This window comes from Teichococcus oryzae, from assembly GCF_008386565.1.
Lineage (GTDB): Bacteria > Pseudomonadota > Alphaproteobacteria > Acetobacterales > Acetobacteraceae > Pseudoroseomonas > Pseudoroseomonas oryzae.
On the sequence record NZ_VUKA01000004.1, the window covers coordinates 67,202 to 93,130 of the forward strand.

General features: G+C 71.7%; 31 protein-coding genes and 1 tRNA gene. 13 read left to right on the top strand and 19 right to left on the bottom strand.

Annotated elements, in window-relative coordinates:
• The first annotated feature begins 214 nt into the window (after window positions 1-214).
• Complete coding sequence (locus F0Q34_RS10670) at window positions 215-868, top strand: CarD family transcriptional regulator (protein ID WP_174242031.1); 654 nt, start codon at window positions 215-217, stop codon at window positions 866-868.
• 111 nt (window positions 869-979) lie between these two features.
• Here the strand turns inward: F0Q34_RS10670 and F0Q34_RS10675 are convergent, their stop codons facing one another.
• The 3 genes from F0Q34_RS10675 to F0Q34_RS10685 all read right to left on the bottom strand — a co-directional run bounded on the left by F0Q34_RS10675 (window position 980) and on the right by F0Q34_RS10685 (window position 5,195).
• The gene (locus tag F0Q34_RS10675) at window positions 980-1,765 is read right to left on the bottom strand and encodes a Bax inhibitor-1/YccA family protein (RefSeq protein WP_149812210.1); all 786 of its coding nucleotides are present in this window, start codon (window positions 1,763-1,765) and stop codon (window positions 980-982) included.
• Window positions 1,766-1,965: 200 nt separating this feature from the next.
• Window positions 1,966-4,509, bottom strand: a complete 2,544-nt coding sequence (locus tag F0Q34_RS10680; protein WP_149812211.1) for an ABC transporter permease — start codon at window positions 4,507-4,509, stop codon at window positions 1,966-1,968.
• Window positions 4,506-5,195: an ABC transporter ATP-binding protein gene (locus tag F0Q34_RS10685; protein ID WP_241665433.1), complete on the bottom strand. Its 690-nt coding sequence runs from the start codon at window positions 5,193-5,195 to the stop codon at window positions 4,506-4,508. The genes F0Q34_RS10680 and F0Q34_RS10685 overlap by 4 nt, the downstream gene beginning before the upstream one ends.
• Window positions 5,196-5,247: 52 nt before the next feature.
• Here F0Q34_RS10685 and F0Q34_RS10690 point away from each other — a divergent pair, with 52 nt between their 5' ends.
• From F0Q34_RS10690 to F0Q34_RS10710, 5 genes are all read left to right on the top strand, one after another.
• Window positions 5,248-5,913, top strand: coding sequence for an arylesterase (locus F0Q34_RS10690; protein ID WP_241665434.1), 666 nt, complete (start codon window positions 5,248-5,250; stop codon window positions 5,911-5,913).
• A gap of 7 nt (window positions 5,914-5,920) precedes the next feature.
• Window positions 5,921-6,502 carry an RNA 2',3'-cyclic phosphodiesterase gene (gene thpR / locus F0Q34_RS10695; protein ID WP_149812214.1) on the top strand — a complete coding sequence of 194 codons (582 nt, stop codon included), beginning with the start codon at window positions 5,921-5,923 and terminating at the stop codon, window positions 6,500-6,502.
• Window positions 6,503-6,603: 101 nt separating this feature from the next.
• Window positions 6,604-7,080 carry a copper chaperone PCu(A)C gene (locus F0Q34_RS10700; RefSeq protein WP_174242032.1) on the top strand — a complete coding sequence of 159 codons (477 nt, stop codon included), beginning with the start codon at window positions 6,604-6,606 and terminating at the stop codon, window positions 7,078-7,080.
• The gene (locus F0Q34_RS10705) at window positions 7,077-7,793 is read left to right on the top strand and encodes an NAD-dependent deacylase (RefSeq protein WP_149812215.1); all 717 of its coding nucleotides are present in this window, start codon (window positions 7,077-7,079) and stop codon (window positions 7,791-7,793) included. The genes F0Q34_RS10700 and F0Q34_RS10705 overlap by 4 nt, the downstream gene beginning before the upstream one ends.
• Window positions 7,790-8,389: a uracil-DNA glycosylase family protein gene (locus F0Q34_RS10710; protein WP_149812216.1), complete on the top strand. Its 600-nt coding sequence runs from the start codon at window positions 7,790-7,792 to the stop codon at window positions 8,387-8,389. The genes F0Q34_RS10705 and F0Q34_RS10710 overlap by 4 nt, the downstream gene beginning before the upstream one ends.
• Before the next feature lie 12 nt (window positions 8,390-8,401).
• On the opposite strand, the gene F0Q34_RS10715 is transcribed toward F0Q34_RS10710, so the two are convergent.
• The 8 genes from F0Q34_RS10715 to F0Q34_RS10750 form a co-directional block, all read right to left on the bottom strand.
• Window positions 8,402-8,899: a nucleotidyltransferase family protein gene (locus F0Q34_RS10715; RefSeq protein WP_241665435.1), complete on the bottom strand. Its 498-nt coding sequence runs from the start codon at window positions 8,897-8,899 to the stop codon at window positions 8,402-8,404.
• Between the two features lie 53 nt (window positions 8,900-8,952).
• Entirely contained in the window at window positions 8,953-9,345 is a 393-nt protein-coding gene (locus F0Q34_RS10720; RefSeq protein WP_149812218.1) for a metallopeptidase family protein, read from the bottom strand.
• 71 nt (window positions 9,346-9,416) lie between these two features.
• The gene (locus tag F0Q34_RS22080; protein ID WP_194163321.1) at window positions 9,417-9,920 is read right to left on the bottom strand and encodes a hypothetical protein; all 504 of its coding nucleotides are present in this window, start codon (window positions 9,918-9,920) and stop codon (window positions 9,417-9,419) included.
• A gap of 67 nt (window positions 9,921-9,987) precedes the next feature.
• On the bottom strand, window positions 9,988-10,425 hold the full coding sequence (locus F0Q34_RS10730; protein WP_149812219.1) for a CBS domain-containing protein: 438 nt from the start codon (window positions 10,423-10,425) through the stop codon (window positions 9,988-9,990).
• A gap of 131 nt (window positions 10,426-10,556) precedes the next feature.
• The gene (locus F0Q34_RS10735; RefSeq protein ID WP_161600835.1) at window positions 10,557-11,279 is read right to left on the bottom strand and encodes a S1 family peptidase; all 723 of its coding nucleotides are present in this window, start codon (window positions 11,277-11,279) and stop codon (window positions 10,557-10,559) included.
• Window positions 11,280-11,486: 207 nt separating this feature from the next.
• Window positions 11,487-12,368: a CDP-alcohol phosphatidyltransferase family protein gene (locus F0Q34_RS10740; RefSeq protein ID WP_149812221.1), complete on the bottom strand. Its 882-nt coding sequence runs from the start codon at window positions 12,366-12,368 to the stop codon at window positions 11,487-11,489.
• A complete protein-coding gene (locus F0Q34_RS10745) occupies window positions 12,368-13,087 on the bottom strand; it encodes a phosphatidylserine decarboxylase (protein ID WP_149812222.1) in 720 nt (239 codons plus the stop codon). Before F0Q34_RS10745 ends, F0Q34_RS10740 begins: the two co-directional genes overlap by 1 nt.
• A gap of 57 nt (window positions 13,088-13,144) precedes the next feature.
• Window positions 13,145-14,155, bottom strand: a complete 1,011-nt coding sequence (locus F0Q34_RS10750; RefSeq protein WP_161600836.1) for a LysM peptidoglycan-binding domain-containing protein — start codon at window positions 14,153-14,155, stop codon at window positions 13,145-13,147.
• 114 nt (window positions 14,156-14,269) lie between these two features.
• Here F0Q34_RS10750 and F0Q34_RS10755 point away from each other — a divergent pair, with 114 nt between their 5' ends.
• Window positions 14,270-14,944 carry a cytochrome b/b6 domain-containing protein gene (locus F0Q34_RS10755; RefSeq protein WP_149812224.1) on the top strand — a complete coding sequence of 225 codons (675 nt, stop codon included), beginning with the start codon at window positions 14,270-14,272 and terminating at the stop codon, window positions 14,942-14,944.
• A gap of 15 nt (window positions 14,945-14,959) precedes the next feature.
• Here the strand turns inward: F0Q34_RS10755 and F0Q34_RS10760 are convergent, their stop codons facing one another.
• Window positions 14,960-15,421 carry a c-type cytochrome gene (locus tag F0Q34_RS10760; protein ID WP_149812225.1) on the bottom strand — a complete coding sequence of 154 codons (462 nt, stop codon included), beginning with the start codon at window positions 15,419-15,421 and terminating at the stop codon, window positions 14,960-14,962.
• A gap of 193 nt (window positions 15,422-15,614) precedes the next feature.
• Here F0Q34_RS10760 and F0Q34_RS10765 point away from each other — a divergent pair.
• Together F0Q34_RS10765 and F0Q34_RS10770 are read left to right on the top strand one after the other, a co-directional pair.
• Window positions 15,615-15,691: transfer RNA gene (locus F0Q34_RS10765), tRNA-Pro, on the top strand.
• Window positions 15,692-15,889: 198 nt separating this feature from the next.
• Entirely contained in the window at window positions 15,890-16,651 is a 762-nt protein-coding gene (locus F0Q34_RS10770; protein ID WP_241665436.1) for a TorF family putative porin, read from the top strand.
• On the opposite strand, the gene F0Q34_RS21790 is transcribed toward F0Q34_RS10770, so the two are convergent.
• Complete coding sequence (locus tag F0Q34_RS21790; protein WP_161600837.1) at window positions 16,635-16,868, bottom strand: DUF2842 domain-containing protein; 234 nt, start codon at window positions 16,866-16,868, stop codon at window positions 16,635-16,637. The two genes, F0Q34_RS10770 and F0Q34_RS21790, sit on opposite strands and share 17 nt — an antisense overlap.
• Window positions 16,869-17,078: 210 nt before the next feature.
• Between F0Q34_RS21790 and F0Q34_RS10780 the strand changes: the two genes are divergently transcribed.
• Together F0Q34_RS10780 and F0Q34_RS10785 are read left to right on the top strand one after the other, a co-directional pair.
• On the top strand, window positions 17,079-17,627 hold the full coding sequence (locus tag F0Q34_RS10780; protein WP_149812227.1) for an adenine phosphoribosyltransferase: 549 nt from the start codon (window positions 17,079-17,081) through the stop codon (window positions 17,625-17,627).
• Between the two features lie 27 nt (window positions 17,628-17,654).
• Window positions 17,655-18,662 carry a hypothetical protein gene (locus F0Q34_RS10785; protein ID WP_149812228.1) on the top strand — a complete coding sequence of 336 codons (1,008 nt, stop codon included), beginning with the start codon at window positions 17,655-17,657 and terminating at the stop codon, window positions 18,660-18,662.
• A gap of 15 nt (window positions 18,663-18,677) precedes the next feature.
• On the opposite strand, the gene F0Q34_RS10790 is transcribed toward F0Q34_RS10785, so the two are convergent.
• The 4 genes from F0Q34_RS10790 to F0Q34_RS10805 all read right to left on the bottom strand — a co-directional run bounded on the left by F0Q34_RS10790 (window position 18,678) and on the right by F0Q34_RS10805 (window position 22,629).
• A complete protein-coding gene (locus F0Q34_RS10790) occupies window positions 18,678-19,001 on the bottom strand; it encodes a flagellar biosynthesis regulator FlaF (RefSeq protein ID WP_149812229.1) in 324 nt (107 codons plus the stop codon).
• On the bottom strand, window positions 18,998-19,432 hold the full coding sequence (locus tag F0Q34_RS10795; protein ID WP_149812230.1) for a flagellar biosynthesis repressor FlbT: 435 nt from the start codon (window positions 19,430-19,432) through the stop codon (window positions 18,998-19,000). Before F0Q34_RS10795 ends, F0Q34_RS10790 begins: the two co-directional genes overlap by 4 nt.
• 260 nt (window positions 19,433-19,692) lie before the next feature.
• On the bottom strand, window positions 19,693-20,916 hold the full coding sequence (locus F0Q34_RS10800) for a tetratricopeptide repeat protein (RefSeq protein WP_149812231.1): 1,224 nt from the start codon (window positions 20,914-20,916) through the stop codon (window positions 19,693-19,695).
• Window positions 20,917-20,958: 42 nt separating this feature from the next.
• On the bottom strand, window positions 20,959-22,629 hold the full coding sequence (locus tag F0Q34_RS10805; protein ID WP_149812232.1) for a formate--tetrahydrofolate ligase: 1,671 nt from the start codon (window positions 22,627-22,629) through the stop codon (window positions 20,959-20,961).
• Window positions 22,630-22,834: 205 nt separating this feature from the next.
• Between F0Q34_RS10805 and F0Q34_RS10810 the strand changes: the two genes are divergently transcribed.
• The gene (locus F0Q34_RS10810; RefSeq protein WP_149812233.1) at window positions 22,835-23,821 is read left to right on the top strand and encodes a Bug family tripartite tricarboxylate transporter substrate binding protein; all 987 of its coding nucleotides are present in this window, start codon (window positions 22,835-22,837) and stop codon (window positions 23,819-23,821) included.
• A 105-nt stretch (window positions 23,822-23,926) separates the two neighbouring features.
• Window positions 23,927-24,580: an OmpW/AlkL family protein gene (locus F0Q34_RS10815; protein ID WP_241665451.1), complete on the top strand. Its 654-nt coding sequence runs from the start codon at window positions 23,927-23,929 to the stop codon at window positions 24,578-24,580.
• Window positions 24,581-24,604: 24 nt separating this feature from the next.
• Here F0Q34_RS10815 and F0Q34_RS10820 read toward each other — a convergent pair whose 3' ends face one another.
• Entirely contained in the window at window positions 24,605-25,201 is a 597-nt protein-coding gene (locus F0Q34_RS10820) for a hypothetical protein (protein WP_149812234.1), read from the bottom strand.
• Between the two features lie 121 nt (window positions 25,202-25,322).
• Entirely contained in the window at window positions 25,323-25,925 is a 603-nt protein-coding gene (locus F0Q34_RS10825; RefSeq protein ID WP_161600838.1) for an ABC-type transport auxiliary lipoprotein family protein, read from the bottom strand.
• Between the last annotated feature and the right edge of the window lie 4 nt (window positions 25,926-25,929).

Consider the following 25,929-nt stretch of genomic DNA (forward strand, 5'->3'; position numbering starts at 1 on the left):
GCGCGGCCGAGGCATCGGGACCGCGGAGGCATCGGCGCCAAGGTGACGCTTGGCGCGCTTTGTGCTATGCGGCGGCTTGGTGAGGTTGTGGGCTTGCAGAAGCCACACCACCTCCTTGATTCACTGGCGCGGCAATCCGGCCGGCTGTCCATGAGGGGCCGCCGGCAGAATCGCCACCGCGCCCGTGACACCGGTTGCCAGGAGTAGAGAGCGGATGAAGCCACCCGCCGGCCCGAAATCTTCCCCCCCCGAGCCGGACACGGCGGCCTCCCGCCCGGCGGCCCGGCGCGGCATGGCCGAAAGCCAGGCGCCATCCCCGGCGGAAACCGTTGCCGCCGGCCCGGTCCGGCCCGGCCCGCCGCCCAAGCCGCTCGGCAACCAAGGCAACGAGTTCAAGACGGGCGACCATGTGGTCTATCCCACCCATGGCGTGGGCCAGGTGCAAGGCATCGAATCCATGGCCGTGGCCGGCGCGGAGCTCAAGGTGATCATCGTCACCTTCGAGGAAAACCGTATGACTCTGCGGGTGCCGCTGAACAAGGCGGCCTCCTCCGGGCTGCGCAAGCTGGCCAATCGCGACATGATGGGCGAGGCGCTGGAAACCCTGAAGGGGCGCGCCCGCATCAAGCGCACCATGTGGTCGCGCCGCGCCCAGGAATACGAGCAGAAGATCAACAGCGGCGACCCCGTGCAGATCGCCGAGGTGGTGCGCGACCTGCACCGCAATGCCGGCCAGCCGGACCAGTCCTTTTCCGAGCGCCAGATCTATGAGCTGGCGATGGACAGGCTGGCGGCCGAGGTCGCGGCGATCGACGGGTCCGACAAGAACGCGGCGATGAACAAGCTGCTGGAACACCTGAAGGGCTGAGGCCCGCGCGGGATGGCGGGTGCCCGGTGACGATGGTTCCCGCCCAAACGAAAAGCCCCGGAGGCAGCTGCCTCCGGGGCTCTTTTTGTTTGGCTTCGCCGGTTGGCAGGATCAGTCCTGCTGGCGGACGCCCATGAACTGCAGCAACAGCTGGAACAGGTTGATGAAGTTCAGGTACAGGCCCAGCGCGTCGAACACGCTGCGCTTGGCGGCAAGGTCCGTGCCCTCGGCATAGGCGTACTCGATGTAGTCCGCCTTGATGCGCTGGGTGTCATAGGCGGTGAGGCCCACGAACACGACGACGCCGATCACGCTGATGGCGAACTGCAGCGCGGAGGAGCCCACGAACATGTTCACCAGCCCGGCGATGATGATGCCGATCAGGCCCATCATCATGAAGGTGCCAAGCTTCGTCAGGTCCGCCTTGGTGGTGTAGCCATACAGACTCACGGCGGCGAACATGCCGGAGGTGATCACGAAGGTGGTCGCGATCGAGGTGCCGACATACACGGCGAAAATGTTCGCCATGGAGGCGCCCATCGTAGCGCAGAACAGCCAGAACAGGCCCTGCACCGCGCCCTTGCTCATCCGGTTGATGCCGAAGGAGAGGGCCAGCACGAAGCCCAGCGGGGCCAGCATGGCGATGAAGCCGAGGATGGTCGGCTGCGTGGCGGCGCCGCGCGGCGTCATCACCCGCGTGAAGAACAGATCCGCGGCCCCGGTGTTCGCGATCACATAGGCGACAATCGCGGTCAGCAGCAGACCGGACGCCATCCAGTTGTAAACGCGGAGCATGTAGGACCGCAGCCCGGCATCGACGGCGGCCGCATCGGCGGTTGCCGTGCGGCCCCAGCCCGTCGCGCCCGTCGTGTAGCGATAGTCGGGACCAGAGGCCATTGGATGAAACACTCCCACTCTCGCGGAGAATCCGCGGGTCAGCACCAATATGGACTATCCGTAACCTGATTCAACGGGAATCCCGGCACCAGCGCGGGCTGGCGTTATTTTCCCGCGAACCGCCCAATTTTTTCCGCGCCGCTTGCCCGGATTGCCGGCGGCCGGGACGTTTTCCCGCCGCGAGGCACCGCCTTCCCGCCTTATTCGTTGCGCAGCAGCGGCGCCGGCCGGGCACCCAGCGCCAGCGCGGTGCCCGCATAGCCGAGCGCCAGCGTCAGCACGGTGCAGCCCAGCACCGTCAGCGCCAGCGTGCCGGGCAGGAACACCCATTCGGTGCGCATCACGAAGCGGGCCACCGCCCAGCTCGCCGCCGTGCCGCAGATGGCGGCCAGCACGCCGGCAGCCAGGCCCAGCAGGCCGAACTCCACCATCCAGGCCCGGCGGATCTGCGCCCGCGTGGCGCCCACCACCTTCAGCACCACGGCATCCCGCACCCGCCGCCGCTGCCCCGCCGCCATGGCGCCGGCCAGCACCAGCGCGCCGGCCAGCAGCGTCACCGCCGCCACTGCCGAGATCGCCGTGCCCAGCCGCTCCAGCAACCCGGCCACGGCCTCCACCGCGTCCCGCACGCGGATGCCGGAAACATTGGGGAAGGCGTCGGTGACGGCGCGCAGCACCTGCGCATCCCGCGCCGCATCGCCGCGCAGCGTCGCGATATGGGTGTGCGGCGCCGCTTCCAGCAGGCCGGGAGAGGCGATCAGGGTGAAGTTCAGCCCCAGCCCCTGCCATTCGATCTGCCGCGTGCTGGCGATGGTCAGCGGCACCTCGCGGCCCAGCACATCCAGCACCACCACATCGCCGAGGCCGACGCCCCAGCCCTCGGCCAGCCGCGCATCGAGGGACAGCAGCGGCGGGCCGTCATAGTCCTGCGCCCACCATTGGCCGGACACCAGCCGCGTGTTCTCCGGCGGCACCGCGGCGTAGGTCAGGCCACGGTCGCCGCGCAGCGCCCAGCGCGTGTCCTCGGTGGCCTGCACCTGCTCTACCGGCACGCCCTTGATGGACACGATGCGGGCCCGGAGCGAGGGAACGCGCCGCAGCTCCGTCACGCCGGGCTGGGCGCGCGCCAGCTCGTCGAACCGGGCCGCCTGGTCGTTCTGGATGTCGATGAAATAGAAGTTTGGCGCCGCCTCGGGCAGTTGCCCCTGGATCTGCCGGCGCAGATTGCCCTCGATCATGGCAACTGCCGACAACGTGGTCAGCCCGATGCCGAGGCTCACCAGCATCAGCGCGGTGGGCGCGCCGGGGCGGTGCAGATTGGCCAGCCCCAGGCGCAGCGCCGGGCGGCGGATGTTGCGCAGCCGGCGCGCCATGGCCGACAGGGCGGCGGCGCCGAGCCGGAACAACAGCAGCGTCCCCCCCGCGGCGGCGCAGAAGCCCAGCGCGAAGCCCGGCTGCTCGGCACTGCCGACCACCAGCGCCACCAGCGCCAGCACCGCCAGCGCATTGGCCAGCAACAGCGACAGGCGGGGCCGGCCGTCGCCGGGCTGGACCGCGTCCCGGAACAGCGCGGCGCCGGGGATCTCCCGCGCGCGGCCGAGCGGCCACAGCGCGAAGGCCAGCGCCGTCAGCACGCCATACAGGGCCGCCTGCGCCAGCGGCAGCGGGTAGAAGCCGAGGCGTGGCGGCACCGGCAGCGCGCCGGACAGGGCCTTCGCCGCCAGCATCGTCAGCCCCTGCCCGGCGGCCAGCCCGATCACGATGCCAAGGGCGGACAAGGCCATCACCTGGATCAGGTAGGTGACAAAGATCACCCGTGCCGGCGCGCCCAGGCAGCGGAGAATGGCGATGGTGCGCGCCCGCTGGTCCAGCCAGGCCCGCACGCCGGTGGCCACGCCGATGCCGCCCACCAGCAGCGCCGTCAGCCCGGCCAGCGTCAGGAAGGAGGCGGCGCGGCCGAGAAAGCGGCTCACCCCAGGCGATGCTTCCGCCGCGTCCCGGATGCGCCAGCCGCCATCGTCATGCGCGGCGCGGAGATCCCGCGCGAAGGCGGCGGGGGAAAACCCGGGCGGCAGGGCGATGCGGTATTCATACTGCACCAGGCTGCCGGGCTGGATGAGCTGCGTTTGCGGCAGGTCCCGGAGGTCGATCATGGCGCGCGGGCCGAGGATGGCGGGGCTCGCCACCTTGTCGGGCTCCTCCCGCACCGTGCCGGCGACGCGCAGCCGCGCTTCTCCCAGGCGGAGGGTGTCGCCGGCGCCCAGTCCCAGCCGGTCGGCCACCAGCGGGTCGAGCGCCACGGTGCCGGGCAGCAGCTCCCCCGGCGGGTCGAGCACGAGGTCCCCGTAGAGGGGGTAGGCGCCGTCCACCGCCTTCAGCTCGACCAGGGTGCGGTCGCCGGAAGCGGCCACGGCCATGGCGCGCATCTCCACCACCTCGGAAAGCCGGGCGCCGCGACCGGTGATCCAGTCGCGCGCCGCCTGGGGCATGGGCCGGTAGGACACGCGCACCGACAGGTCGCCGCCCAGGATGCGCGCGCCGTCGGCGGACAGCCCGGCCTCGGTGGCGGCGCGCAGCGTGCCCACGGCGGCGATGGCGGCGACGCCCAGCGCCAGGCAAGCCAGCACGATGCGCAGCCCCTTGATGCCGCCGCGCAGCTCGCGCCGGGCGAAGCGGAAGCCGAGGGCAAGGGTTTGCGCCCAGCCACCCGGGGCCGGGCCGACGGCCGGTGCGGGGCCGCTCATGCGCCCTGGTCTTCCGCCAGCAGCCCGTCCGCCATGCGGATGCGCCGGCCGCAGCGCGCCGCCACGGCCGGGTCATGGGTGATCAGCAACAGGGTCATGCCGAGCTGGTCGCGCAGCCCGAACAGCAGGTCCATCACCTTCTGGCCGGTGGCGCCGTCGAGATTGCCGGTCGGCTCGTCGGCCAGCAGCAGGCGGGGCTCGGCCACCACGGCGCGGGCCAGGGCCACGCGCTGCTGCTCGCCGCCCGAGAGCTGCCCCGGATAATGGTCCAGCCGGTGGCCAAGCCCGACCCGCTCCAGCGACAGCCGGGCGCGCTCGAAGGCATCGCCGCGGCCGGCGAATTCCAGCGGCACGGCGACATTCTCCAGCGCCGTCATGGTGGGCACCAGGTGGAAGGCCTGGAACACGATGCCGAGCTGGTCGCGGCGGAAGCGGGCCAGCGCATCCTCGTCCAGCCGCGCCATGTCCTCCCCTGCGACCCGCAGGCTGCCGCCCGAGGGCCGCTCCAGCCCGGCGAGCAGCATCAGCAGGCTGGTCTTGCCGGAGCCGGACGGGCCGACCAGCCCCACCGCCTCCCCCTGCCGCACCGCCATATCGACACCGCGGAGGATGTTGACCTCCCCACCCCCCGCCGCCACCTTGAAGGTGAGACCGCGGGCCTCGATGAGGTTCGCGTCGCGATCCACCCCGCTTGGGGAGGCAGCAGCGGGGGTTCGGATGGCGTTTGGTGCGTCCAGCATGCCTGGCAGATATGGCCGCCGCGCCGTCCTGCGAAGGGCCTTGCTTGGTATCGGATTATTTCTTCCGGCGGCGCTTCCGCTCGGCGCCCGGGCGGCAGAGCCGGTGCGGGTGCTGATGCTGGGCGATTCGATCACCGCCGGATATGGACTGGCCCAGGCCGAAGCCCTGCCGGCCCGGCTGGAAGCGCGGCTGCGCGAGGCGGGAGCGGATGTCCGCGTCATCGCCGCCGGTGTGTCGGGGGACACCACGGCGGGCGGCAAGTCGCGCCTCGACTGGGCGCTGGCCGAGAGGCCGCAGGCGGTGATCGTGGCGCTGGGCGGCAATGACGGGCTGCGCGGCGTCCCGCCCGCCGAAACCTACGCCAATCTGAAGAACATCCTGGAGCGGCTGAAGCAGCGTGGCCTGCCGGTGCTGCTGGCGGGGATGCTGGCGCCGCCCAACCTTGGCGCCGATTACGGCCGCGAGTTCCGCAAAACCTTTGAGCGCCTGCGCCGGGAGCATCCGGAGGCGGTGTTCTATCCGTTCCTGCTGGAAGGCGTGGCGGGCGAGGAATCGCTGAACCAGCCCGACCGCATCCACCCCAACCCGCGCGGCGTTGAGGAGGTGGCACGCCGCATGCTTCCCCCCGTGCAGGAGCTGCTGTCCAAGGTGCAGGGAGGTTGAAACCACCATGCCACGCCTGTTCGTTGCCGTGCCCATCCCCGAGGAGCTGCGCGGACAGCTGGCCGATCTGGCCGGGGGCATTCCGGGCGCCCGCTGGGTGCCGCCGGAGAATTACCACCTGACTCTGCGCTTCATCGGGGAGGTCGATGGCTGGCAGGCGGATGAGGTGGATGAGGCGCTGGCCAGCATCCGCGCCCGCCCCTTCGCCGTGCAGCCCAGCGGCCTCGACCTGTTCGAGAAGGCGGGCCGCCTGACCTCCCTGCATGTGAAGGTGGAGCGCGAGGAGCGCCTGCTGCACCTGCAATCCAAGGTCGAGCAGGCCTTGCAGCGCGCCGGCCTGCCGCCGGAGCGCCGCCGCTTCGCCCCGCACATCACCCTGGCGCGCACCGACAAGGCGGCGCCGGACAAGCTGATCAGCTTCGTCCAGGCACACAACCTGTTCCGCCCGCCGCCGATCACAGTGGAGCATTTCTCCCTGTATTCCTCGCTTCTCGGCAAGGAGCAGGCGCATTACGAGGCGGAGGTGGACTACCCGCTGGAGCACGCCTCCCCGCCGGATGGCGCCCTGCCGCGCGAGGCAGGCGTCTGATCCCCGTCCGCGGCGGCGGCTTCCCCGCCACCGCGATCCAGCCTATGGGGCGGGGGGAAGCGGCCGGGGCTTCGCCGTCCGCCAGGAGGACCGCCTTTTCCATGCTGCACCGCCGCCGCCTGCCCCTCGCCCTGGCCCTGCTCGGCCTGTCCGCCACCGCCCGCGCCCACGCGCATGACTACCGGCAGGGCGACATCGCCATCGGCCATCCCTGGAGCCGGGCGGCGCCCGCCCGCATCACCGGCGCGGGCTTCATGACCCTCCGCAACACCGGCGGCACGCCGGACCGGCTGGTGTCCGCCAGCGCCGAGATCGCCGGCAGCACCGAGATCCACACCCATATCCGCGAGGGCGACGTGATGCGCATGCGGGCCGTCGAGGGCGGCATTCCCTTGCCGCCGGGCGAGGAGGTCCTGCTGGCGCCCGGCGGCTACCACCTGATGCTGATCGGGCTGAAGCGCGCCATGGCCAAGGGCGACCGCGTGCCGGTGACCCTGACCTTCGAGCGCGCCGGCAGCATCACCGTGGAGCTGGCCGTGGCCGCCGCCGGCGCCCCGGCGGGAGGGCACGCGCATTGAGCGCGCCGCCGCTCATCATCCTGACCGGCGCGGGGGTCTCGGCCGAATCCGGGCTCGCCACCTTTCGCGGCGCGGATGGCCTGTGGGAAGGCCACCGCGTCGAGGACGTGGCGACGCCCGAGGCCTTCGCCCGCGACCCGGCCACCGTCCACCGCTTCTACAATGCCCGCCGCGCCCGGCTGCGCGACCCGGCGGTGCGGCCCAACGCGGCGCATCTGGCCCTGGCCCGGCTGTGCGCGGCCTGGCCGTCGCCCGCCCTGCTGGTGACGCAGAACGTCGATGACCTGCATGACCGGGTGATGCAGGGCAGCGAGGCGCTGCTGCACATGCATGGCTCGCTGCGCCGCGCCCGCTGCCTGCGCTGCGGCGCCGCGCGGGACTGGGATGAGGATCTGTCCACCGACACCCCCTGCCCCGCCTGCGGCGCCGCCGGCGGCATGCGGCCGGACATCGTCTGGTTCGGCGAGATGCCGATGGGGATGGACCGGATCGAGGCGGCGCTGGCGGAATGCGGGCTGTTCCTCTCGATCGGCACGTCCGGCCTCGTGTATCCGGCCGCCGGCTTCGTCGCCGCCGTGCAGGGGGAGGCCCGCACGGTGGAGCTGAACCTGGAGCCCAGCGCCGGCACGCGATTGTTCGACGAGGCGCATCACGGCCCGGCCACCGAGGTGGTGCCGCGCTTCGTCGAGGACCTGCTGGCCGATCTCGGGTGACGCTGGAGGACAGCGCGGCGGCGGCTCGAGCCTGCACCCTGTGCGCCGCGCATCTGCCACTCGGGCCGAAGCCGATCTTCCGGGTCAGCCGCAGCGCCCGGCTGCTGATCCTGAGCCAGGCGCCCGGCACGCGCGCCCATGAAAGCGGCATCCCCTGGGAAGATGCCTCCGGCGATCGGCTGCGCGACTGGATGGGACTGGACAAGGCCCGGTTCCACGATGCGGCGCGCGTCGCCATCCTGCCCACCGGCCTGTGCTATCCCGGCCGCCTGCCGCGCGGCGGCGACGCCCCGCCCCGGCCGGAATGCGCACCGCTCTGGCACCCCCGCCTGCTGGCGCCGATGCGGTCGCTGCGCCTGACGCTGCTGGTCGGCCGCCACGCCATCGCCGGCCGGCTGGGCGCCAGGGCGGCGGCCCGGCTGGAGGATGTGGTGCGCGACTTCGCCAGCCACCTGGAGCGGGGCTTGTTTCCGCTGCCGCATCCGTCCTGGCGCACCAAGGCCTGGGCCGCTCGGCGCCCCTGGTTCGAGGCGGAGGTGCTGCCGGCCCTGCGCGCCAGCGTGTCCGCCGCGCTGGCCGATCCGCCGGCGGGCTGATCCCGCCCGGCCTCAGCCCAAAACGCGCAGAAAGGGCCAGCGGCGCCGGTAATTCTCCGCCTTGGCGCGGAACATGCCGCGATGGGGATTGCGCGGGTTCATCCGCAACACGCCTTCCCAGATCTCATTGAGGCCCTGCGGCGCATAAAGCGCCCCGTCCGCCAGCGCGATGCCGACGCAGGTGCAGGCCACCGGATAGCGGTCGATCCCCGCCCGGCTGGAGCGCAGCACGGGCCCCGGCACGCCGAAGCGCCGCTCGTACCAGAGATGCACCCTCGCCTGGTTGCGCAACTCGACCCGCGCCGGCAGGTCGCGGAACAGGGCGGCGGCGCGGCGGATCACCCGGTCCTCGGCCTCCCAGGACAGGTCGCGGTCGTCGAAGTAGAACACGTCATAGTCATTGACGCCCCAGCCCGGCGGCCGGCCTGCCCGGTGGTTCCAGACCGCCTGGAACATGCAGCCCGCGGTGAGGTAGCCCTGGCGCAGCCCGAGCGCAGGCAGCCGCGCCAACAGGGCGCGGTTGAACGGGTCCTGCGCGACGAGGGACAGGAAAAGGCCGGGGTTCAGCCCTCGCCTTCCAGCCGGGCGATCTCCTCGTCGGAGAAGCCGAAATGATGGCCGATCTCGTGGATCAGCACATTGCGGACTAGGCGGAACAGGTCCTCCCCGGTCTCGATCCATTCCACCAGGATCGGCTCGCGGTAGAGCAGGATGATGTCCGGCTCCGAAGGAACGGAAAGATGCGATTTCTCGGTCAGCGGCACGCCGCGATACAGGCCGGTGAGTTCCCAGGGGTGCTGGAGCTCCATCGCCTCCAGCGTTTCCTCATCCGGCACATCCTCGACCAGGATGGCGGCGCCGCGCACGGCTTCCCGCAGGGCCTCGGGCATGGCGGAGAAGGCCGCCTCGGCCATGGCCTGCAGGTCTTCAAGGGACGGCGGATGATTGAACTGCATGCGGCCCTTCTATCATCGCCTTCCGCTGGAGGCGAAGCGGGCGGCACCGGTTCCGGTGCCGCCCGCGCGGATCACGGCGCCGGGTTGGTGGGCGTCGGCGTGGCGGCGCCCGTTCCGGGGCCCATGCCCGTGCCGCTGCCCATGCCAGCGCCCGTGCCGGTGGAATTGTTCATCGGCGCGGTGGAGGAAGCGGGGCGCGGGTTGGAGGGGGTGCCACCCGGCTCGACCACCATGCCGCCGCCCATGTAGGCGCCGTCATTGCCTCTGGCGCCACGGCGCGTCGAGGACCGGCTGCCGCGGCGGTTCTCATCGAGCGGCGTGCGCACCTCCGGGTCCCGCCACAACGGCTTGCCCAGGTTCACGTCGCTGGGCGAGGTGGTGTAGCCGGTCACGGCGCCCGCGCCACCGCCGACCACGGCACCGACGGCGGCACCGACCGGCCCGCCCAGCGCGCCCACGCCCGCGCCGGTCGCGGCGCCGGCGGCCGCGCCGCCCTGCACCCGGTCCCGTTCATTCGTGCCGCAGGCGGCCAGAGCAAGAGCCAGAGCCGCGGCACCCATCATGTGAAGCTTCATTGGCATTTCTCCCTTGCAGGTGGCTGATGAACGCCAAAACCCGGCAAAGGTTGTGCTGTCGCTTGCTTCACCCTGCCGTGGCGACGAAATCCCGCAGGTCATGGGCTTCCTGCTCCGCCTCGGCGATGCGTTCCTTCACTAGGTCCCCGATCGAGACCATGCCGACCAGCGCGCCATCCGGACCCAGCACGGGCAGGTGGCGGACGCGGCGCCCGGTCACCATGGACAGGGCCTCCACCAGGGTGGTCTGCGGGGTCACCGTATGCAGCACGCGCGTCATCAGCTCGGCAGCGCGCAGCTGCGCGACGGCGCCGCCATGATCGGCCATGGCGCGCACCAGATCGCGCTCGGATACGATGCCTTCGATCGTCCCGGCGCCGTCCCGCACCAGAACCGCGCCGATGCGGTGCTCCGCCAGGGTGCGGACAATCGCCATGGCGTCATCTTCAGGGCGGACGGACACCACATCGCTACCCTTGTTGCGCAGGATGCGCTCAACGATCATGACTTTTTCTCCCTTCCGTCCAGGCGGGGCAGGCCCCCGATGGAAGGGCGCCTGTTCTGCCCGTTCTGTCCTGCCGACATCAACGATGCGGCGGCGGATGAAGCAAAGTCCAGAATTTTGAGGCCGCGCCCTCAGCCCGCCGAGGCCAGCAGCCGCTCCGCCTCCGCGCCCGCGCGGCGGATCGCCAGCACGAAGACGCGGCGCGGCCCGCCCGCCAGGCCGCCAAGATCCGCCCCGGTCAGGAAGGCGATGGCTCCGGCCGCTCCCGGCTCCGGCAGGGCGGCGGTGAGGCCGAGCAACCGGCCTTCCTCATCCACCACCGGCCCGCCGGAATAGCCCATCAGCACCGGCATGCGGGCAGTGAAGCCACGGCCGAAGCCCGGCATCTCGGCATCCGGCGCCTCCACATGGCCCTGCGCAACGGCATGGCCGAGCCCCGGCGCGCCAGCCGCCCACACCATGTCGCCACTGGCCGGCAGCGCCGGTGCCGCGGCGGGAGGAGCCAGAAAGCCGGCCGGAACGCGCAGCACGGCCAGGTCCATGCGTGGGCTGCGCGCAACCAGCCGGGCCTCGGCCTCAGCCCCGTCGGCGCGGCGCAGGGCGGGCACCGCGTCGCTGCCATCCAGCAGATGCGCGCAGGTCAGCACATGGCCGTCGCGAAACCCGACAACGGCGCCGCGCGCCATGCCGCCGCTGCGCAGAACGGCGAAGCTCGTGGCGGTGATGCGTTCGGCCGGGGTGCCGAGCGCGGCCCGTGCCGCCGGCGCGGCGCAGCCGGACAGCCACAAGGGCGCCGCCGCCGATCCCGCCAGCATGCCCACCATGCTCCGCCGCAGAAAGCCCCGCCGATCCATGCCCGAACCGCCCATCCCGCCCCACGCTTTCAGTCTTTATCAACTTATAAGTTAGATTGCCTTTGTAAACTGCTCAAAAGCTTCGATTTGCAGAAGCTCGTGGACAACAATCCACGGCCTACGGGAAAAGCATGAAGGGGTCCTGAATCACGTGCCGCCGCCCGGCGGGGCCGGGCGGCGGCAAGCAGCCACGATGAGAAAGCGGGTTCAGGCTCCGGGCGGCGGCCCGATCGGCTGGATGAGTTCCTCCGCTTCCCGCTTCAGCCGGAGGTAGGAGCGAAAGGAGAAGGGCAGCATGCAGCAATAGATCAGCCCCGCCGCGGCCAGCGCCGCCCAGGGCTCGCTGACCAGGAGCGCGGCATAGGCGCCGATCGACAGCAGCAGCGGCAGCACATATTCGCGCCGCACCTTGAAGTTCTTGAAGCTCCAGGTCGGCAGGGTGCTGACCAGGGCCAGCGCCACCCCAATCAGCAGCAGGCCGACAAACAGCGGGTGGCGCACCGCATCGGCCATCCCGTCCCAGCCCCAGCCCTGGAAGGCCAGGGACGCGAAGATCGGGAACATGCCGAGCACGGCGCCGGCCGGCGCCGGCACGCCGGTGAAGAAGCTTTGCGCGAAGGCGGGCTTCGGCGGCGGCCCGGGCAGCGGCACCGGCCCGGCATCGATGGATGCGTTGAAGCGCGCCAGGCGCAGCGCCATGCACACCGCGAACATCACGCAGGGCACGAAGCCCAGGCCGCGATAATCATGCATGGTCCAGAGATACAGGATCATCGCCGGGGCGACGCCGAAGGACAGGAAATCGGCCAGGCTGTCGAACTCGGCGCCGAATCGGCTGGTGGCCTTCAGCAGCCGCGCCAACCGCCCGTCGAGCCCGTCAATCGCGCCCGCCAGGATGATCAGCCCCGCCGCCGGTTCCCACCGCCCTTCCAGCGCGAAGCGCATCGCCATCAGCCCGGCGCAAAGGCCGAGCAGCGTCAGGATGTTCGGGATCAGCCTGTTGAAGGACTGCCCCTGGAACCTGGGCCGCTGCCGGGCGCCAAACCGGAACCGGCTCCTGGAGCCGGAAGAACGGGAGGAAATGTTCATCAGAGGGCGGAACCCATCTCGGCGCCCGAGGTTGCGTGGACCACGGCGGGGGGCGGCAGCTCGGCGATAACGGTTTCGCCGCCGATCATCAGCTGATGCTCCGCCACCAGCGGCTGCACGCCATGCGGCAGGTAAAGGTCGGTGCGGCTGCCGAAGCGGATGATGCCGAAGCGCTCGCCGGCGCCGATGCTGTCGCCTTCCCGCACGTCGCACAGGATGCGCCGCGCGATCAGCCCGGCGATCTGCACCACCGCGATGTCCTGGCCATTGGTCAGCTTCATCGCCAGGGCGTTGCGCTCATTGTCCTCGCTGGCCTTGTCCAGGCTGGCATTGATGAACTTGCCGGGGCGGTAGGCGATGCGGGTGATGGTGCCGTCGGCCGGGGCGCGGTTCACGTGAACATCGGCCACCGAAAGAAAGATCGCGACGCGCCAGCGCGGCTCGGCGCCGAGACCCAGCTCGGATGGCGGCACCGCCGGGGCGACGCTGACCACCCGCCCATCGGCCGGCGCCACGATCACCGGCCGCGTCGGCGTGACGCGCTCCGGATCGCGGAAGAAATACAGGCAGAAGGCGGTGAAGGCGGCACCCAGCCAGAACAGCCAGGGACCGAGGATCAGCCCGCCGATCACGGCAACCGCCGCGCCGCCGATGATAAAGGGCTTGCCGGCCGGATGCGGCGGGGCAAGCACCAGCTTGAGGCTTTGAATGAGCGCCATGATGTTTCTGGTTATGGTCTGTCGCGCTGCCGCAAACAACCCAGGGCCTGATCCTGTTCAGCGGGGCGGCAAGGCCAGGATCTGGCCGGGATAGATGCGTCCCGGGTCCCGGATCTGGCTGCGGTTGGCACGGTAGATGATCGTGTAGCGGGTGCCGCGCCCATAATTGGCGCGGGCAATGCGCCACAGGCTGTTGCCCGGCCGCACCAGCACCTCGCCGGGGCGGATCGGGCCGCCATTGGCTTCGCGCATGAAGGGCAGCTCGCGCCGCGCCGCCACGCCGCCGCCGGCCGAAAGCTGGTCCAGCCGCAGCATGTGCTGGCCGGGCTTCGGCCCGGGCGGCGCCGGCTGCAGGCCCCAGCGCCCTTCGGAGTCGGCTGTGACGTCGCCGGCATGCGCCTGGTCGACGTAAAGGCGCACCGTGCTGCCAGGCGGCGCGGTGCCGGCGAAGCGCAGCGCGCCTTCCTCATCATATTCCACCACTTCGAGGCCGAGGCGCGCGGCCCGCCCCGCCTCGCTGCCCTGCATCAGGCGGGAAGGCGCGCCCTGCCCCGGCAGCAGCAAGGCGAGGGGCTGCGCCGGCGGCTCCGCCGCGGCGGCCGGGCCAGCGGCGGTTCCAGGGCGTTCTGGCACCACCACCACAACCGCCTCCCCTCCCGGCTGCGGCGTGCCGGCGGCGGAGCGGGCGGACAATGACAGGGCGTGGGTGCCCGGCGGCAGCGGCTCGGGCGGCAGGATGACCCATTCGCCCCGCGCATCGGCCCGCACCCGCCCCAGCTCGCGCTCCCCCGCGCGCAGCGTCACCTCGTCGCCTGGCGCGGCGCGGCCTGCCACCACGGCATCGCCGCTCTGGCCGACCCGCGTGACGTCAAAGGAAGGTGCGGTGGGTGAAGGCATCGCCGGCGCGGCGGCCGGCCGGGCCGCCGGGGCGGGCAGCGGCGCCGGAGCGCGCTCGGGCCAGGCCAGCCAGCCGGCCGCGGCGCCCGACCCGGCCAGCAGCACCCCGAGCATCCACAACCGCGTCGTTGCCATCATGGAACCGTTCAGTAGACCCTGGGGTCCGGGCACGGCAAGCCTTCCTCTCGGCCCCCGGGGCGTTCCTGGCCGGACATTCGCCGCCGGGTCTTGCGGCATGGCGCGGCACGACGTCTCATCGGCGGGCGCCGCAGACCGGGGAAGGCCATGCCAGACAACGACGCCACCATCCGCATCAAGGTCTGGGACCCCTGGATCCGCATCGTCCACTGGGTGCTGGTGGGGCTGCTCGGCGGGCTGTGGTGGAGCGCCGAAACCGGCCGGATGGACCTGCACATGACGCTGGGCCATTGCGTGCTGGCGCTGCTGCTGTTCCGGCTGGCCTGGGGCTTCATCGGCTCGGAAACGGCGAGGTTCCGCGCTTTCCTGCGCTCCCCCCTCGCCGCCATCGGCCATTTGCGGCACCTGTTCCACCGCGCCCCGGACACCGAGATCGGCCACAACGCCGCCGGCGGCTGGATGGTGCTGCTGCTGCTTCTGGTGCTGCTGACCCAGGCGGGCACCGGGCTGTTCGCGGACGACCTGATCTTCACGCGCGGGCCGCTTGCCGCCCATGTGCCCGGCGCCGTCAGCGACTGGGCGACCTTTATCCATATCCGCAACTTCAACCTGATCCTGGTTCTGGCAGCGCTGCATGTGCTGGCGGTGCTGCTTTACGCGCTTGGGCGCGGGCAGGATCTGGTGCGGCCGATGGTGACAGGGGTGAAGCGGCTGCCGGCCAGGCTGGCCGGCCATGCCCCGCGCCTCGGGTCGCCGCTGCTGGCGGTGCTGCTGCTGGCCATGGCCGGCGCCGCCGCCTGGGGGATCTCCCGCCTCGGCTGAGGCGGGAGCAACCGTTCAGCGGGCGCGATAGGTGCGGTGGCAGGCGCCGCAGCTTCCGGCCAGCTCCCGGAAAGCGCTGTCCGAGGCGGAAGCATCCCCCGCCGCCGCCGCCGTGGCGAGCCGCCCGGCGAAGCCGGCGGTGCGGGCCGCGCCCGTCTCGAACCCGGCCCGCTCCGACCAGACCACCGGCAACGCCTTGGTGTCGCCCTTGTCGCTGCCGGGCGGGAACAGCGCCGGCAGGGTCCTGAAGAAGCTTTCCATCTCCCGCGCGCGGCTGGCGACGTCGGACAGGTCGCCCGTGTTGTCCAGCGCCTCCTTGATGGCGCGGCCATGGGCGCCCATGCGCTTCAGGCCGGCCTGCCGCTCGGCAACCGGGTCCGCGCCCTGCGCCAGCACGGGGCCCGGCTGAAGGGGCAGCATCGTGGCGATGGCCAGCCCGGCCGCGCCAAGGATCAAGGGGAAACGCGACAAGGGCATGCGGGGTCCTTTCTGCGACGAATCGGCCGTTGCGTGGCGGCAGGCCACGCTTGCGCTCGGGGCAGGCCATAGTGGAAGCGCGAAACCTGCTTTCGAGGCAAGCCCCGCAAACGCTTCAACACGCCCTCTTGCCGAGCCTCGCCGGGGCGGCTATACGCCGCGCCGCACCCGATGCGACGCCCGGCCGGAATGACGGAGCGTAGCTCAGCCTGGTAGAGCACTGTGTTCGGGACGCAGGGGCCGGAGGTTCGAATCCTCTCGCTCCGACCAATATCCGGCCGGGCACAAGCCCGCCTGTTTCGGCTCCTAGAGCCGCGAACAGGCGGGCTTGCCGCTTTCAGGGCCAGGACGCTTCCCTCCCTTCTCCCCACCGGCTCCGCGCAAGGTTCCATCGGCGCTAGCATGCGTTTTGCATGGGCAATGACCGACACCGCCGGCCAGTGCCCGCGGTGGGGGAACCCTGATGCGATGACAAACATCCTGAAGCCGTGCGCCATGCTGGTCCTGGTGGCGGTTCTGGCCTGCGCCGCGGCGCCGCGCCCGTCGGGGGCGCAGACCGCCTTCGAGGGAACCGGGCTGACCCTGACGGCGACACCCGCCCTGGCCTCGGACTACCTGTTCCGCGGCATCTCACAGACCCGCAACCGGCCGGCCATCCAGCTTCTGCTGGATCTGCAGCATGACAGCGGATTCTATGTCGGCGCCTTCGGCACCAATGTCGCCTTCCCCGGCAGCAATGCGCGGCAGGAAGTCGATTTCCTGGCCGGCTACCGCTTCAGCACCGGCAATGCGACGCTGGATCTGGGCGGCGTGTATTACAGCTATCCCGGCTATGACGCGCCCAGCGGCAGCTTCGACTACAACTACTTCGAGGTGGTGGCGAAGGCCGCCTATACGCTGGACCCGGTGAAGTTCCTCGGCACGGTCGCGTGGTCGCCGGATTTCTATTTCGAGAGCGGCGCCGCCACCTATCTGGAAGCGGGGGCGGATGTGGCATTGCCGCTCGGCTTCACCGGGAGCGGCCGCTACGGCTACCAGTTCATCGACCGCAATGGCCGCTATGGCGCGCCGGACTACGCCAACTGGTCGCTGACGCTATCCCGCGAGCTGTATGCCGGCTTCACCCTGGGCGTCGGCTACTACGACACCGACCTTTCGAAAGGCGAATGCTTCGCCGGCACCAAGCTTTGCGGCGCCCGTGCCCTGGTGATGCTCAGCCGCGTGTTCTGACGGCGCGGTCCTTCGCCCCGCGGCGGGGCGGCGTCACCCGCGCCGCCCAGTAGATCAGCCGCAGCACGGGGAACACCCACAGGAAGCCGGCCAGCACGTAGAATGGCACCTGCAACGCCCAATGCCAAAGCTGGACGTAATCCCCGGCCCACAACACCGCGAACAGGTAGATCAGCATGCCGGACAGCCCGGCCACGCAGGCGAACAGAATGCGCAATGACAAGCTTCCCCGTGACTGGCCCCCTGATGGCAGTTGGGCCGCCATCCGCCAAGCCCCCCGCGCCTTCCGCCCGCCCGCCCGGACCGCGCTTTCCGGCCGGAGATTTCCCCCGCTCAGTGTTTGCAGCGGCGGGTCCGGGCGCCTAGTCTCCGGCCGCTGCCCCTCAGGGGCCATGATCCCGCCTGCTGTCCGACCCGAAAGAACCCGATGCCCGAGCAAGGTCTGCCCCCTGCCGCCGAATTCGACCTGAAGGCGCATATCCGCGGCATTCCTGATTTTCCGAAGCCCGGCATCCTGTTCTACGACATTTCCACCCTGTTGCGGAACGGGCCGGCCTGGAAGGCGGCGATGAGCCGGATGGCCGGCAAGATCCGCCCCTATCGTCCCACCATGCTGGCCGGGATCGAGAGCCGTGGCTTCCTGCTGGCGGCGCCGCTGGCGCTGGAGCTGGGGCTCGGCTTCGTCATGCTGCGCAAGCCGCGCAAGCTGCCGGGCGAGACGATCGGCTATGACTATGAGCTGGAATACGGCACCGACCGCCTGGAGATGCAGGCCGATGCGGTGACCGCGGCCGATCGCGTCGTGGTGCTGGACGACCTGCTGGCCACCGGCGGCACCATGGCCGCGTCCATCCAGCTGCTGCGCAAGGCGGGCGCCACCGTGCCGGCGGCCGGCGCCATGGTGGAGCTGACCTTCCTGAACGGCCGCCAGCGCCTGGACGTGCCGGTCGAGACCCTGGTGGCCTATGACAGCTGAGCGCCCCGCGCCATCTGCGGGAGCGGCATGCTAGGGCCGCACCGGCGCGGCCTGCTGCAACTGGGTGCCGTCCTGGCGCTCACGGCCAGCCGCGCCAGGGGGGCACAGCCGCCCCCCGCCGCGACACCCCGGCCGGCGGTGCCGGACAGCGCCATCCTGCTGATGCCGGGGCCGGAAGGCAGCCCCGCCGCGCGCTGGGCCGAGACCCTGGCCGCTGGCCTGCTGCGCGGCCTGCCGCATGCCGTCTCGCTCCGCGCCACGGCGCTGGGCGGTCCCGATGGCATCACCGCCGCCAACCGCTTCGCCACCCTGGAAGCCGGCAATGGCCGCACGCTGCTGGTGTTGCCGGGCGTGGCGGCGCATCTGCGGCTGGTTGGCGAAAGCCGGGCGCAGTTCACGCCGGATGGCTGGCTGCCGATCTGCGTTTCCTGGCAGGGCGCCGTGCTGGCCGGCAAGGGTTCCTGGCCGCGCCCGCGGACAGCGATGCTGCGCCTGGCGCTGCCGGCCCCCGAGGCACCGGAAACCGCCGCCCTGCTGGCGCTGGACCTGATGGGGGTCGAGGCGCAGCCGGTTTTCGCCACCGCCCTCCAGCCCCCCGAGGATCTGGTGGCGCGCGGCCATGCCGATGCCCTGGTGATCGGTGCCCCCGCCCCGCTGCGCGTCGCCGATGCGCTGGGCCTGTCTCCCTGGCTGGAACTGGAAACGCCCGGACGGCGCGACCATCCGCAATTGCCCTCCACCGCCGCCGTGCCCGGCGCGGCCGCGAGGCTGGAGGCGATGCAGGCCGGCTTCGCCGCGCTGCGGCTGCGCGCCGCGCTGATGCTGCCTGAACTCACCCCGGCCGACACCGTCGCCGCCTGGCGGCACGCGGCGCTGCGCTGGCAGGAGGAGGAGGCGCGCCAATCCACCGAACCCGCGGCCGCCCTGGTGGGAGCCGAGGCCCGCGCCACCATCGCCCCCCTGTTCCCGCCGCCGCCGGCGATGCTGGCCTACCGCGAATGGCTGTTGCGGCGGCTGTCCTGGCAGCCGGCCTGACGACCCTTCCGGCTTTCAGTGCAGGGTGGCCAGCCCGCGCAGCATCTGCCCGTTCACGGTGATCAGGAAGTCGAGGTCCGGCACCGGCCGGTCGATTTCGCGCAACACGCTGCGGGCGAGCCGCGTCAGCTCGCGGCGCAGGGGCGCGGGCAATCCGGATGCCGGACCGGCGCTGGCCAGCAGCACGGCATCCCACAGAAGCCCTGTGGCCAGGATCGCCTCGGCCCGCATCCTCCCGCTGCCCGCGCGCGCATTTTCCAGCAGCGCCAAGGCGTGGCGGAACGCCGCGGCCTCGGCCGCGCGGATGGCCGGGGCCGCCCGCGCCGGCGCGGCGGTCAACCCCCTGCCTCCGCTTCCCCCTCCGCTTCCGGTGGAGCGGCGGCGCCAAGCACCGCCTCCTCATGCTGCATCAGCCGGCGGGCCAGCTTCAGCGCCTGGTAGCATTCGTCGCGCTCGGCCGCGATGATGGCCGCATCCAGCCATTCCTGGACCTGTGCGGAGCTGGTCGCGCCACGAAAGGCCGCAGCCAGCTGGCGGGCGATGTCGAGGCCGCGCTCCCGCTCCTCCTCAGTGCCGATATAGGCGGTCTGCAGCGCGAAATAGAGGCGGCGGGCCGGGGTGGTGGCGGCGGCCGCCTGCATGATCTGCTTGCCGAACAGGAAGCGGGCGTGGCTGGTCAGTTCCACGCGGGCGCGGTTGCGGAAGCGGAGTGGCGCACCGTTGACGACCAGCAGGTCGCCCTGGCGAAGCTCAAGCACGAGCGTGGACATGGTCTGGCGCTCTCGGGACGAGACGGCGGTTCTGCCGGTCGGTTGGGGCAAAGGGTGGCGGGGCGGCGATGCGGGGGCACCGGCGCCGCGTGGCAAGGTTCAGCCGCTCAGTTCATGTCCTGACATGCTCCCGCGCATCCTGGCCGCAGCGCCGGGGCAGCCTCCCCCCGGCGGGGAAGCGGTGCATCCGGGCTGCGCCACGACGGCGCGGAAGGCAATCTGCGGCGGCAATCCCTAATGATTGCTCAACCGGGCGTGGCTCAGCCCTTGCGCAGCAGCAGCAATTGGCCGGGCACCGGCGCGTCACGCTCCTGGCGCAGCGCCACCTCCGCTTCCGCCAGCACGATGAAGCCGTGCCGAGCCGCCAGGGACCGCAGCAGGGCCGGGTCGTGGCGGTAGCGCAGGCCCGGCCCCAGCGCGTAAGCCCCCGCGACTCCACGCTCCACGCTGAAGGCGGCCAGCCCGCCGGGGCGCAGGGCCGCGGCCATCCCGGCCAGGGCGGGCGAAAGGTCGCCCAGGTAGTTCAGCACGTCGGCCGCCGCCAGCAGCTCCCAGCAGGCCGGATGGCGCGGCAGGAAATCCAGCAGGTCGGCCTCATGCAGCGCGTCATAGAGGCCGGTGCGCCCGGCCTCGGCCAGCATGCGCGGCGACAGGTCGAGCCCTTCCAGCCGTGCCGCGAAGGGGCGCAGCGCCCGGCCGGACAGGCCGGTGCCGCAGCCGAGGTCCAGCACCGCCAAACGGTTCTCCGCCGGGATTCCATTTTCCCGCAGCAGGTCGGCCAGCAAAGCGGGCGTGCGGTAGCCGAGTCGGCCCTCAAGCTCCGCGTCGAAGCGGGGGGCGTATTGATCGAACAATTCGCGGACATAGGCGGCTGGCGCGCGATCGGGCGCCGGCCCTTCCCCCAGCGCCGCCAGCAGGAAGCGCGCCTGCGCGGCCAGCCCGGCGGCCAGTTCCGGCTGGCGCAACGCGGTGGCCGCCGCTTCCGCCGCTTCCGCGACAAGGCCCAGTTCCCGCGCGGCATGGGCCAGCGCCAGCCACGCTTCCGCCGAAGCAGGGTCCAGGGCCGTGGCCCGGCGCAGCGGCTCCAGCGCCGCCGAGGGCTGGCCCATGGCGCACAGGACCTGGCCCAGATTGCGCTGCGACACCGCGTCCTGCGGGCGGTGGGCCAGGGCGGCGCGCAGCGTGCGCGCCGCCTCGGGCAACTGGCCGGCCTCGGCCAGGGTGCCGCCCAGCGAGGCCAGGAAAACCGGCGCGTCCGGCGCCAGCGCGACGGCTCGGCGGATCAGCCGCAGCGCCTGCGGCAGGTCGCCCTGCTGGCGGTGCACCAGCCCCAGCAGGTTCAGCGCGTCGGCATGGCGGGGCTGGCGGGCGAGCAGGCGGCGGTAGCGTTCCGCGGCCCCGGCGAGGTCGCCCGCCCGGTGCAGCGCGACCGCTTCCTGCAACAGGAGGGCTGACGGGTCCTGCGGGGTGGGCGGCCTGGGCATGCATCCTCCTGATCGGCGGCGGCGCCGGCGCCCGGTCCCGGCTCAGAACAGGCCTTCGATCCGGCCCCTGGCGTCCAGACCGATGCCCTCGGCGGCCGGGCGGCGCGGCAGGCCGGGCATGGTCATGATGTCACCGGCGATCGCCACCACGAAGCCCGCCCCCGCCGAGAGCCGGACCTCGCGTAGCGGCAGCACATGCCCTTCCGGCGCGCCCATCAGGGAAGGGTCGGCCGAGAAGGAATATTGCGTCTTGGCGATGCAGACCGGGACATGGCCGAAGCCCTGTTCCTCGAAGCGGCGCAGCCTGGCGGCCACAGGCGGCGGAATGGCAACGGCGGAAGCGTGGTAGATCTCGCGCGCCACCGTCTCGATCTTGCCGGCCAGCGACATGTGGTCGTTGTAGAGCGGCTCGAAGGCGGCGGTGCCGCCCGCGATCAGCCCCTGCACGGCGCGGGCGAGGTCGGCCGCGCCGGCCGCGCCATCGGCCCAGTGGGTGCACAGGATGGCCTCGGTGCCGAGCTTCGCCATCGCTTCCCGCACAACGGCGATCTCGGCCTCGGTGTCGCTGGTGAAGTGGTTCAGCGCCACCACCACCGGAAGGCCAAATTTCTGCATGTTCTGCACATGCCGCGCGAGGTTGGCGATGCCGCGCCGCACCGCCGCCACATCCTCGGCGCCGAGCGCGGATTTGGCGACGCCGCCATGCATCTTCAGCGCCCGCACCGTGGCCACCACGACGCAGGCGGAGGGCGCGATGCCGGCCGCGCGGCACTTGATGTCGAGGAATTTCTCGGCGCCCAGATCGGCGCCGAAGCCGGCTTCCGTCACCACAACATCGGCCAGCTTCATCGCCAGCCGCGTCGCCATCACGCTGTTGCAGCCATGCGCGATGTTCGCGAAGGGGCCGCCATGCACCAGGGCGGGGAAGCCGGCGAGCGTCTGCACCAGGTTGGGCGCGAAGGCATCGCGCAGCAGCGCCGCCATGGCGCCGTCCGCCTTCAGGTCATGCGCGGTGACGTTGCGGCCGTCGCGCGTCTGGCCGACGATGATGCGGCCGAGCCGCGCCCGCAGGTCGTCCAGGTCGCGCGCCAGGCAGAACACCGCCATCACCTCGGACGCCACGGTGATGTCGAAGCCGTCCTCCCGCGGGAAGCCGTTCGGCACGCCGCCCAGCGCCGCGTTGATGGAGCGCAGCGCGCGGTCGTTCATGTCCACCGCCCGCCGCCAGGCGATGCGGCGCGCATCGAGCCCCAGCTCGTTGCCCCAGTAGAGGTGGTTGTCCACCATCGCCGCCAGCAGGTTGTTGGCCGAGGTGATGGCGTGGAAGTCGCCGGTGAAGTGGAGGTTGATCTCCTCCATCGGCACCACCTGCGCGTGGCCGCCGCCGGTGGCGCCGCCCTTCACCCCGAAGCACGGCCCGAGCGAGGGCTCGCGCAGCGCGATCATCGTCTTCGTGCCGAGGCTGTTCAGCGCGTCGCCCAGGCCGATGGTGGTGGTGGTCTTGCCTTCCCCCGCCGCCGTCGGGCTGATGCCGGTGACCAGCACCAGCGCGCCATCCGGCCTGCTCCGCTGGCTGTCCACGAAATCGAGGCCGAGCTTGGCCTTGTGGCGGCCATAAGGCTCCAGCGCCTCATCGGGGATGCCGATGCGCGCCGCCACCTCGGCGATCGGCAGCAGCGTGGCGGCACGGGCAATGTCGAGGTCGGTCGCCATGGATGGGCCTTGCGCAAAGGGGGCGGAGCCGCAGGGCTTAAACAAGGCGGTATCGCACGGCAAGACGGCACCGGCATGCGGGCCGGAAAGCCCAGCCCTCCCCCAGGGGCCGATCCCGGCCTTCTGAACAGCAGGGCTGTAGCCGGCGGCCGTGTTTCCCGCCAATGTTGTCGGACAACAAGAACCCATCCGGGAGATCCGCCCCATGCATCGCCGCGCCCTGCTGACGGGACTGGCCGCCGCGCCGCTCGCCCTGCCCTTCGTCACCACTGCCGCCCGTGCCCAGGGCGGGTGGCCCAGCCGCCCCGTCACCATCCTGGTGCCCTTTGTCGCCGGCGGCCCTTCCGACATCGTGGCCCGCGCCATCGCCAACCGCATGAGCCAGGTGATCGGCCAGCCCGTGGTGGCCGAGAACCGGGCCGGCGCCAATGGCGAGGTGGCGGGCCGCTCCCTCGCCCGCGCAGAGGCGGACGGGCACACGCTGATGGTCGGCTCGATCGGCGTCTTCGCCATCAACGCCGCGCTGCGGCCCGACCTGGGCTATGACCCGGTGAAGGAGTTCAGCCCGGTGACGCTGGCCGTCAGCACCCCCAACGTGCTGGTGGTGAACCCGGAGCGGGTGCCCGTCAAAACCACCGCCGAGCTGGTGGAATGGCTGAAGAAGAACCCGGGCAAGGCGTCCTACTCGACCAGCGGCGTCGGCTCCTCCGACCAGATGACCACGGAACTGTTCAAGCAGCGCACCGGCACGGATGTGGCGCATGTGCCCTATCGCGGCGGCGCGGCGGCGGCGACCGACCTGATCGCCGGCAATGTCCAGATGTCGTTCCAGAACCTGCCCACCGTGTCCGGCCACATCCAGGGTGGGCGGCTGCGGGCGCTGATGGTGACCGGCTCGAAGCGGCATCCCACCCTGCCCGACGTTCCCACCTCCGCCGAGGCGGGGCTGGAGGATTTCGTGGTCACCTCCTGGCAGGCGGTGATGGCGCCCGCCGGCCTGCCGCAGCCCCTGCTGGCCAAGCTGAGCGGCGCCGTGACCGAGGCGCTGCGGCACCCGGATGTGAAGCCGCGGCTGGAGCAGATCGGCTTCGACGTCGTGGCCAACAGCCCGGAGGAATACCGCGCCTTCCAGCTGGCCGAGATCGCCCGCTGGCGGGAGGTGATCCAGCGCGCCGGCATCAAGCCGGAATAAGGGCGGCCGGCACCTGATGCAGATCAGGGCCGGGGATTCACGGCGCTCCTAGCTTCACCTGGGCATTTGATCCGCCCGAAGTGAACGAGGTACGCCGTGACGAAGATGATGAACCGGGTGCTGCTCGCCGGCCTGGCGGCAGCCACCCTTTGGGGTGCGCCCGCCGCCCTGGCGCAAAGCCAGCCCGTGCGGGGCAAGCAGGCGGGCGACCTGCTGCTGGGCTTCGGCCTGATCGGCGTGCTGCCGGAAAAGGGCGGCCGGGTGGATGCGATCGGCGGCAAGCCCGAGGCCTCGGACACCGTGACACCGCAACTCGACCTCACCTATTTCGTGACGCCGCGGCTTTCGCTGAACCTGATCGCCGCCACCTCCCGGCACGACGTGAAGGTGGGGGGCTCGGCGCTTGGCGAGGTGGATCTGGGCCGGGTCTGGGCGCTGCCGCCCACCCTGACCGTGCAGTTCCACCCGCTTCCCCAATCACGGGTGAGCCCCTATGTCGGCGCCGGCGTCAACTACACGGTGTTCTATGGCGAGGGCGGCGGCCGCACCCCGCCGGTCAGCAAGGTCGATGTGGAGAACAGCTGGGGCTGGGCGCTGAATGCCGGCATCGACTACGAGGTGGCGCCGAACTGGCTGATCAACGTGGATGCCAAGAAGCTGTTCCTGCGCCCGGATGTGTCGGTGAATGGCGGCGCCATCGGGGCACGGGCGGAGCTCGACCCCTGGATCATCGGCGCCGCCATCCGCTACCGCTTCTGACGGGTGGCGGGATGCGGGGCGGGTTCAGCCCGGCCCGCGCGGCGCGCCGCCGCGCACCGACTCCGACAGGACGCGCAGGACCCGCCATCCGCCATCCACCCATCCGAGTTCCAGCCGCAGTTCCGGCGCCGTGGCCGCGCCCAGCGTCATCTCGGCCCTGCCCCAGCGGCGCCAGCTCCAGGTGGTGCGCGGCGGTCGCAGGGCGGGATCGCGCTGCATCGGCAAGGCATGGCGGAGTTCCACCACGCGCCGCAGCGCCACCGGGTCGTTCCAGCCTTCCGCCAGCATGGCATCCAGCTGCCTCAGGTAAGGTGCGGCGGAACCGTCCTGCCGGCGCGGGCGCGCGGGCGGCAGGGCCGGCATGCTGGCCGGCCAGTCCAGCCGCTCCATCGCTTCCGGCCGCCAGGCAAGATGAAGCATGCCCAGCAGGGGCCGCGACGGCCCGGCCAGCCCCGCCCCGCCCAGGGCCGCCAGCCCCAGCAGCAGGGCCAGGCGCATGCGGCGCCTCCGCCGTGGTGGTGGTGCCGCATTGCCGGGGCTGGTCCGCGACAGCATGGCGCGCTGATCGTAATCGGCCCAAACCTCGTCCCAGGAATCGGCGGGGGGGCTATTCGGCGCCATTCCCCCGCCCCCGGCCATGGCTCAGAAACATGACATCTCGATCCCGAAATTCTCTTTTCTGAGACTATTGGGACGATGCTTGCCAGGGCGTTAAGCGACGTGCCACCGCATGGGACAGATGTCAGGCGTAGCGGGCGAGGCTTCGCTCCAGCGCCGCCAGCGCATCGGCGAAGGCGGCGTTCATGGCCTCGGCCAGCGCTTCCGGCGGCAGCTCGTCCCCCGCCGGAAGGGGCGCGCGGCCCTGGATGGCGAATTGCCGCAGGGGCCTCGGCTCGTCCGCCTGCTGCCGCAGCAGCAGCACCGAGAATCCCGCCCGCGCTTCGCGCCGCCCCAGATCGGCAACCAGCGTGGTCAGCTCGCTTTCCAGCACCAGGTCGGGCCGCGCGCGGCTGCCCGGAGAGGTCACGGCGGAAAACCGGCCGGAGGCGCCGAGCCAGCGATGCAGCGCTTCCTCCGCCAGTTCGGCGGGCGGCGCGGTCCATTCGGCGTAGAAGGTCAGCGCCACCGTGCCGTCGGAGCGCAGGCTGCGCAGGCCGCGGCTGTCCATGCCGGGCGCCGCGCGCATCAGCCGGATCAGCAGGACCCGCTTCGCCGGCCCCGGCGCCGGCGCTCCGGGCCGCGTGGCGACAAGCGGAAAGCGTTTCGGCTCCACGTAATCATAGGACGGCAGGACCGAGCAGGCGGGCAAGGCGGGCAAGGCCAGCAGCAGGGATCGGCGTCGCATCATT

Bases quoted from the DNA above. Each gene is read 5' to 3' on its own strand.
- F0Q34_RS10670 (WP_174242031.1), top strand. From the start codon at position 215: ATGAAGCCACCCGCCGGCCCGAAATCTTCCCCCCCCGAGCCGGACACG.
- F0Q34_RS10675 (WP_149812210.1), bottom strand. From the start codon at position 1,765: ATGGCCTCTGGTCCCGACTATCGCTACACGACGGGCGCGACGGGCTGG.
- F0Q34_RS10680 (WP_149812211.1), bottom strand. From the start codon at position 4,509: ATGAGCGGCCCCGCACCGGCCGTCGGCCCGGCCCCGGGTGGCTGGGCG.
- F0Q34_RS10690 (WP_241665434.1), top strand. From the start codon at position 5,248: ATGCCTGGCAGATATGGCCGCCGCGCCGTCCTGCGAAGGGCCTTGCTT.
- thpR (WP_149812214.1), top strand. From the start codon at position 5,921: ATGCCACGCCTGTTCGTTGCCGTGCCCATCCCCGAGGAGCTGCGCGGA.
- F0Q34_RS10700 (WP_174242032.1), top strand. From the start codon at position 6,604: ATGCTGCACCGCCGCCGCCTGCCCCTCGCCCTGGCCCTGCTCGGCCTG.
- F0Q34_RS10720 (WP_149812218.1), bottom strand. From the start codon at position 9,345: ATGCAGTTCAATCATCCGCCGTCCCTTGAAGACCTGCAGGCCATGGCC.
- F0Q34_RS22080 (WP_194163321.1), bottom strand. From the start codon at position 9,920: ATGAAGCTTCACATGATGGGTGCCGCGGCTCTGGCTCTTGCTCTGGCC.
- F0Q34_RS10730 (WP_149812219.1), bottom strand. From the start codon at position 10,425: ATGATCGTTGAGCGCATCCTGCGCAACAAGGGTAGCGATGTGGTGTCC.
- F0Q34_RS10735 (WP_161600835.1), bottom strand. From the start codon at position 11,279: ATGGATCGGCGGGGCTTTCTGCGGCGGAGCATGGTGGGCATGCTGGCG.
- F0Q34_RS10740 (WP_149812221.1), bottom strand. From the start codon at position 12,368: ATGAACATTTCCTCCCGTTCTTCCGGCTCCAGGAGCCGGTTCCGGTTT.
- F0Q34_RS10745 (WP_149812222.1), bottom strand. From the start codon at position 13,087: ATGGCGCTCATTCAAAGCCTCAAGCTGGTGCTTGCCCCGCCGCATCCG.
- F0Q34_RS10755 (WP_149812224.1), top strand. From the start codon at position 14,270: ATGCCAGACAACGACGCCACCATCCGCATCAAGGTCTGGGACCCCTGG.
- F0Q34_RS10760 (WP_149812225.1), bottom strand. From the start codon at position 15,421: ATGCCCTTGTCGCGTTTCCCCTTGATCCTTGGCGCGGCCGGGCTGGCC.
- F0Q34_RS10770 (WP_241665436.1), top strand. From the start codon at position 15,890: ATGACAAACATCCTGAAGCCGTGCGCCATGCTGGTCCTGGTGGCGGTT.
- F0Q34_RS10780 (WP_149812227.1), top strand. From the start codon at position 17,079: ATGCCCGAGCAAGGTCTGCCCCCTGCCGCCGAATTCGACCTGAAGGCG.
- F0Q34_RS10785 (WP_149812228.1), top strand. From the start codon at position 17,655: ATGCTAGGGCCGCACCGGCGCGGCCTGCTGCAACTGGGTGCCGTCCTG.
- F0Q34_RS10795 (WP_149812230.1), bottom strand. From the start codon at position 19,432: ATGTCCACGCTCGTGCTTGAGCTTCGCCAGGGCGACCTGCTGGTCGTC.
- F0Q34_RS10800 (WP_149812231.1), bottom strand. From the start codon at position 20,916: ATGCCCAGGCCGCCCACCCCGCAGGACCCGTCAGCCCTCCTGTTGCAG.
- F0Q34_RS10805 (WP_149812232.1), bottom strand. From the start codon at position 22,629: ATGGCGACCGACCTCGACATTGCCCGTGCCGCCACGCTGCTGCCGATC.
- F0Q34_RS10810 (WP_149812233.1), top strand. From the start codon at position 22,835: ATGCATCGCCGCGCCCTGCTGACGGGACTGGCCGCCGCGCCGCTCGCC.
- F0Q34_RS10815 (WP_241665451.1), top strand. From the start codon at position 23,927: ATGATGAACCGGGTGCTGCTCGCCGGCCTGGCGGCAGCCACCCTTTGG.
- F0Q34_RS10820 (WP_149812234.1), bottom strand. From the start codon at position 25,201: ATGGCGCCGAATAGCCCCCCCGCCGATTCCTGGGACGAGGTTTGGGCC.
- F0Q34_RS10825 (WP_161600838.1), bottom strand. From the start codon at position 25,925: ATGCGACGCCGATCCCTGCTGCTGGCCTTGCCCGCCTTGCCCGCCTGC.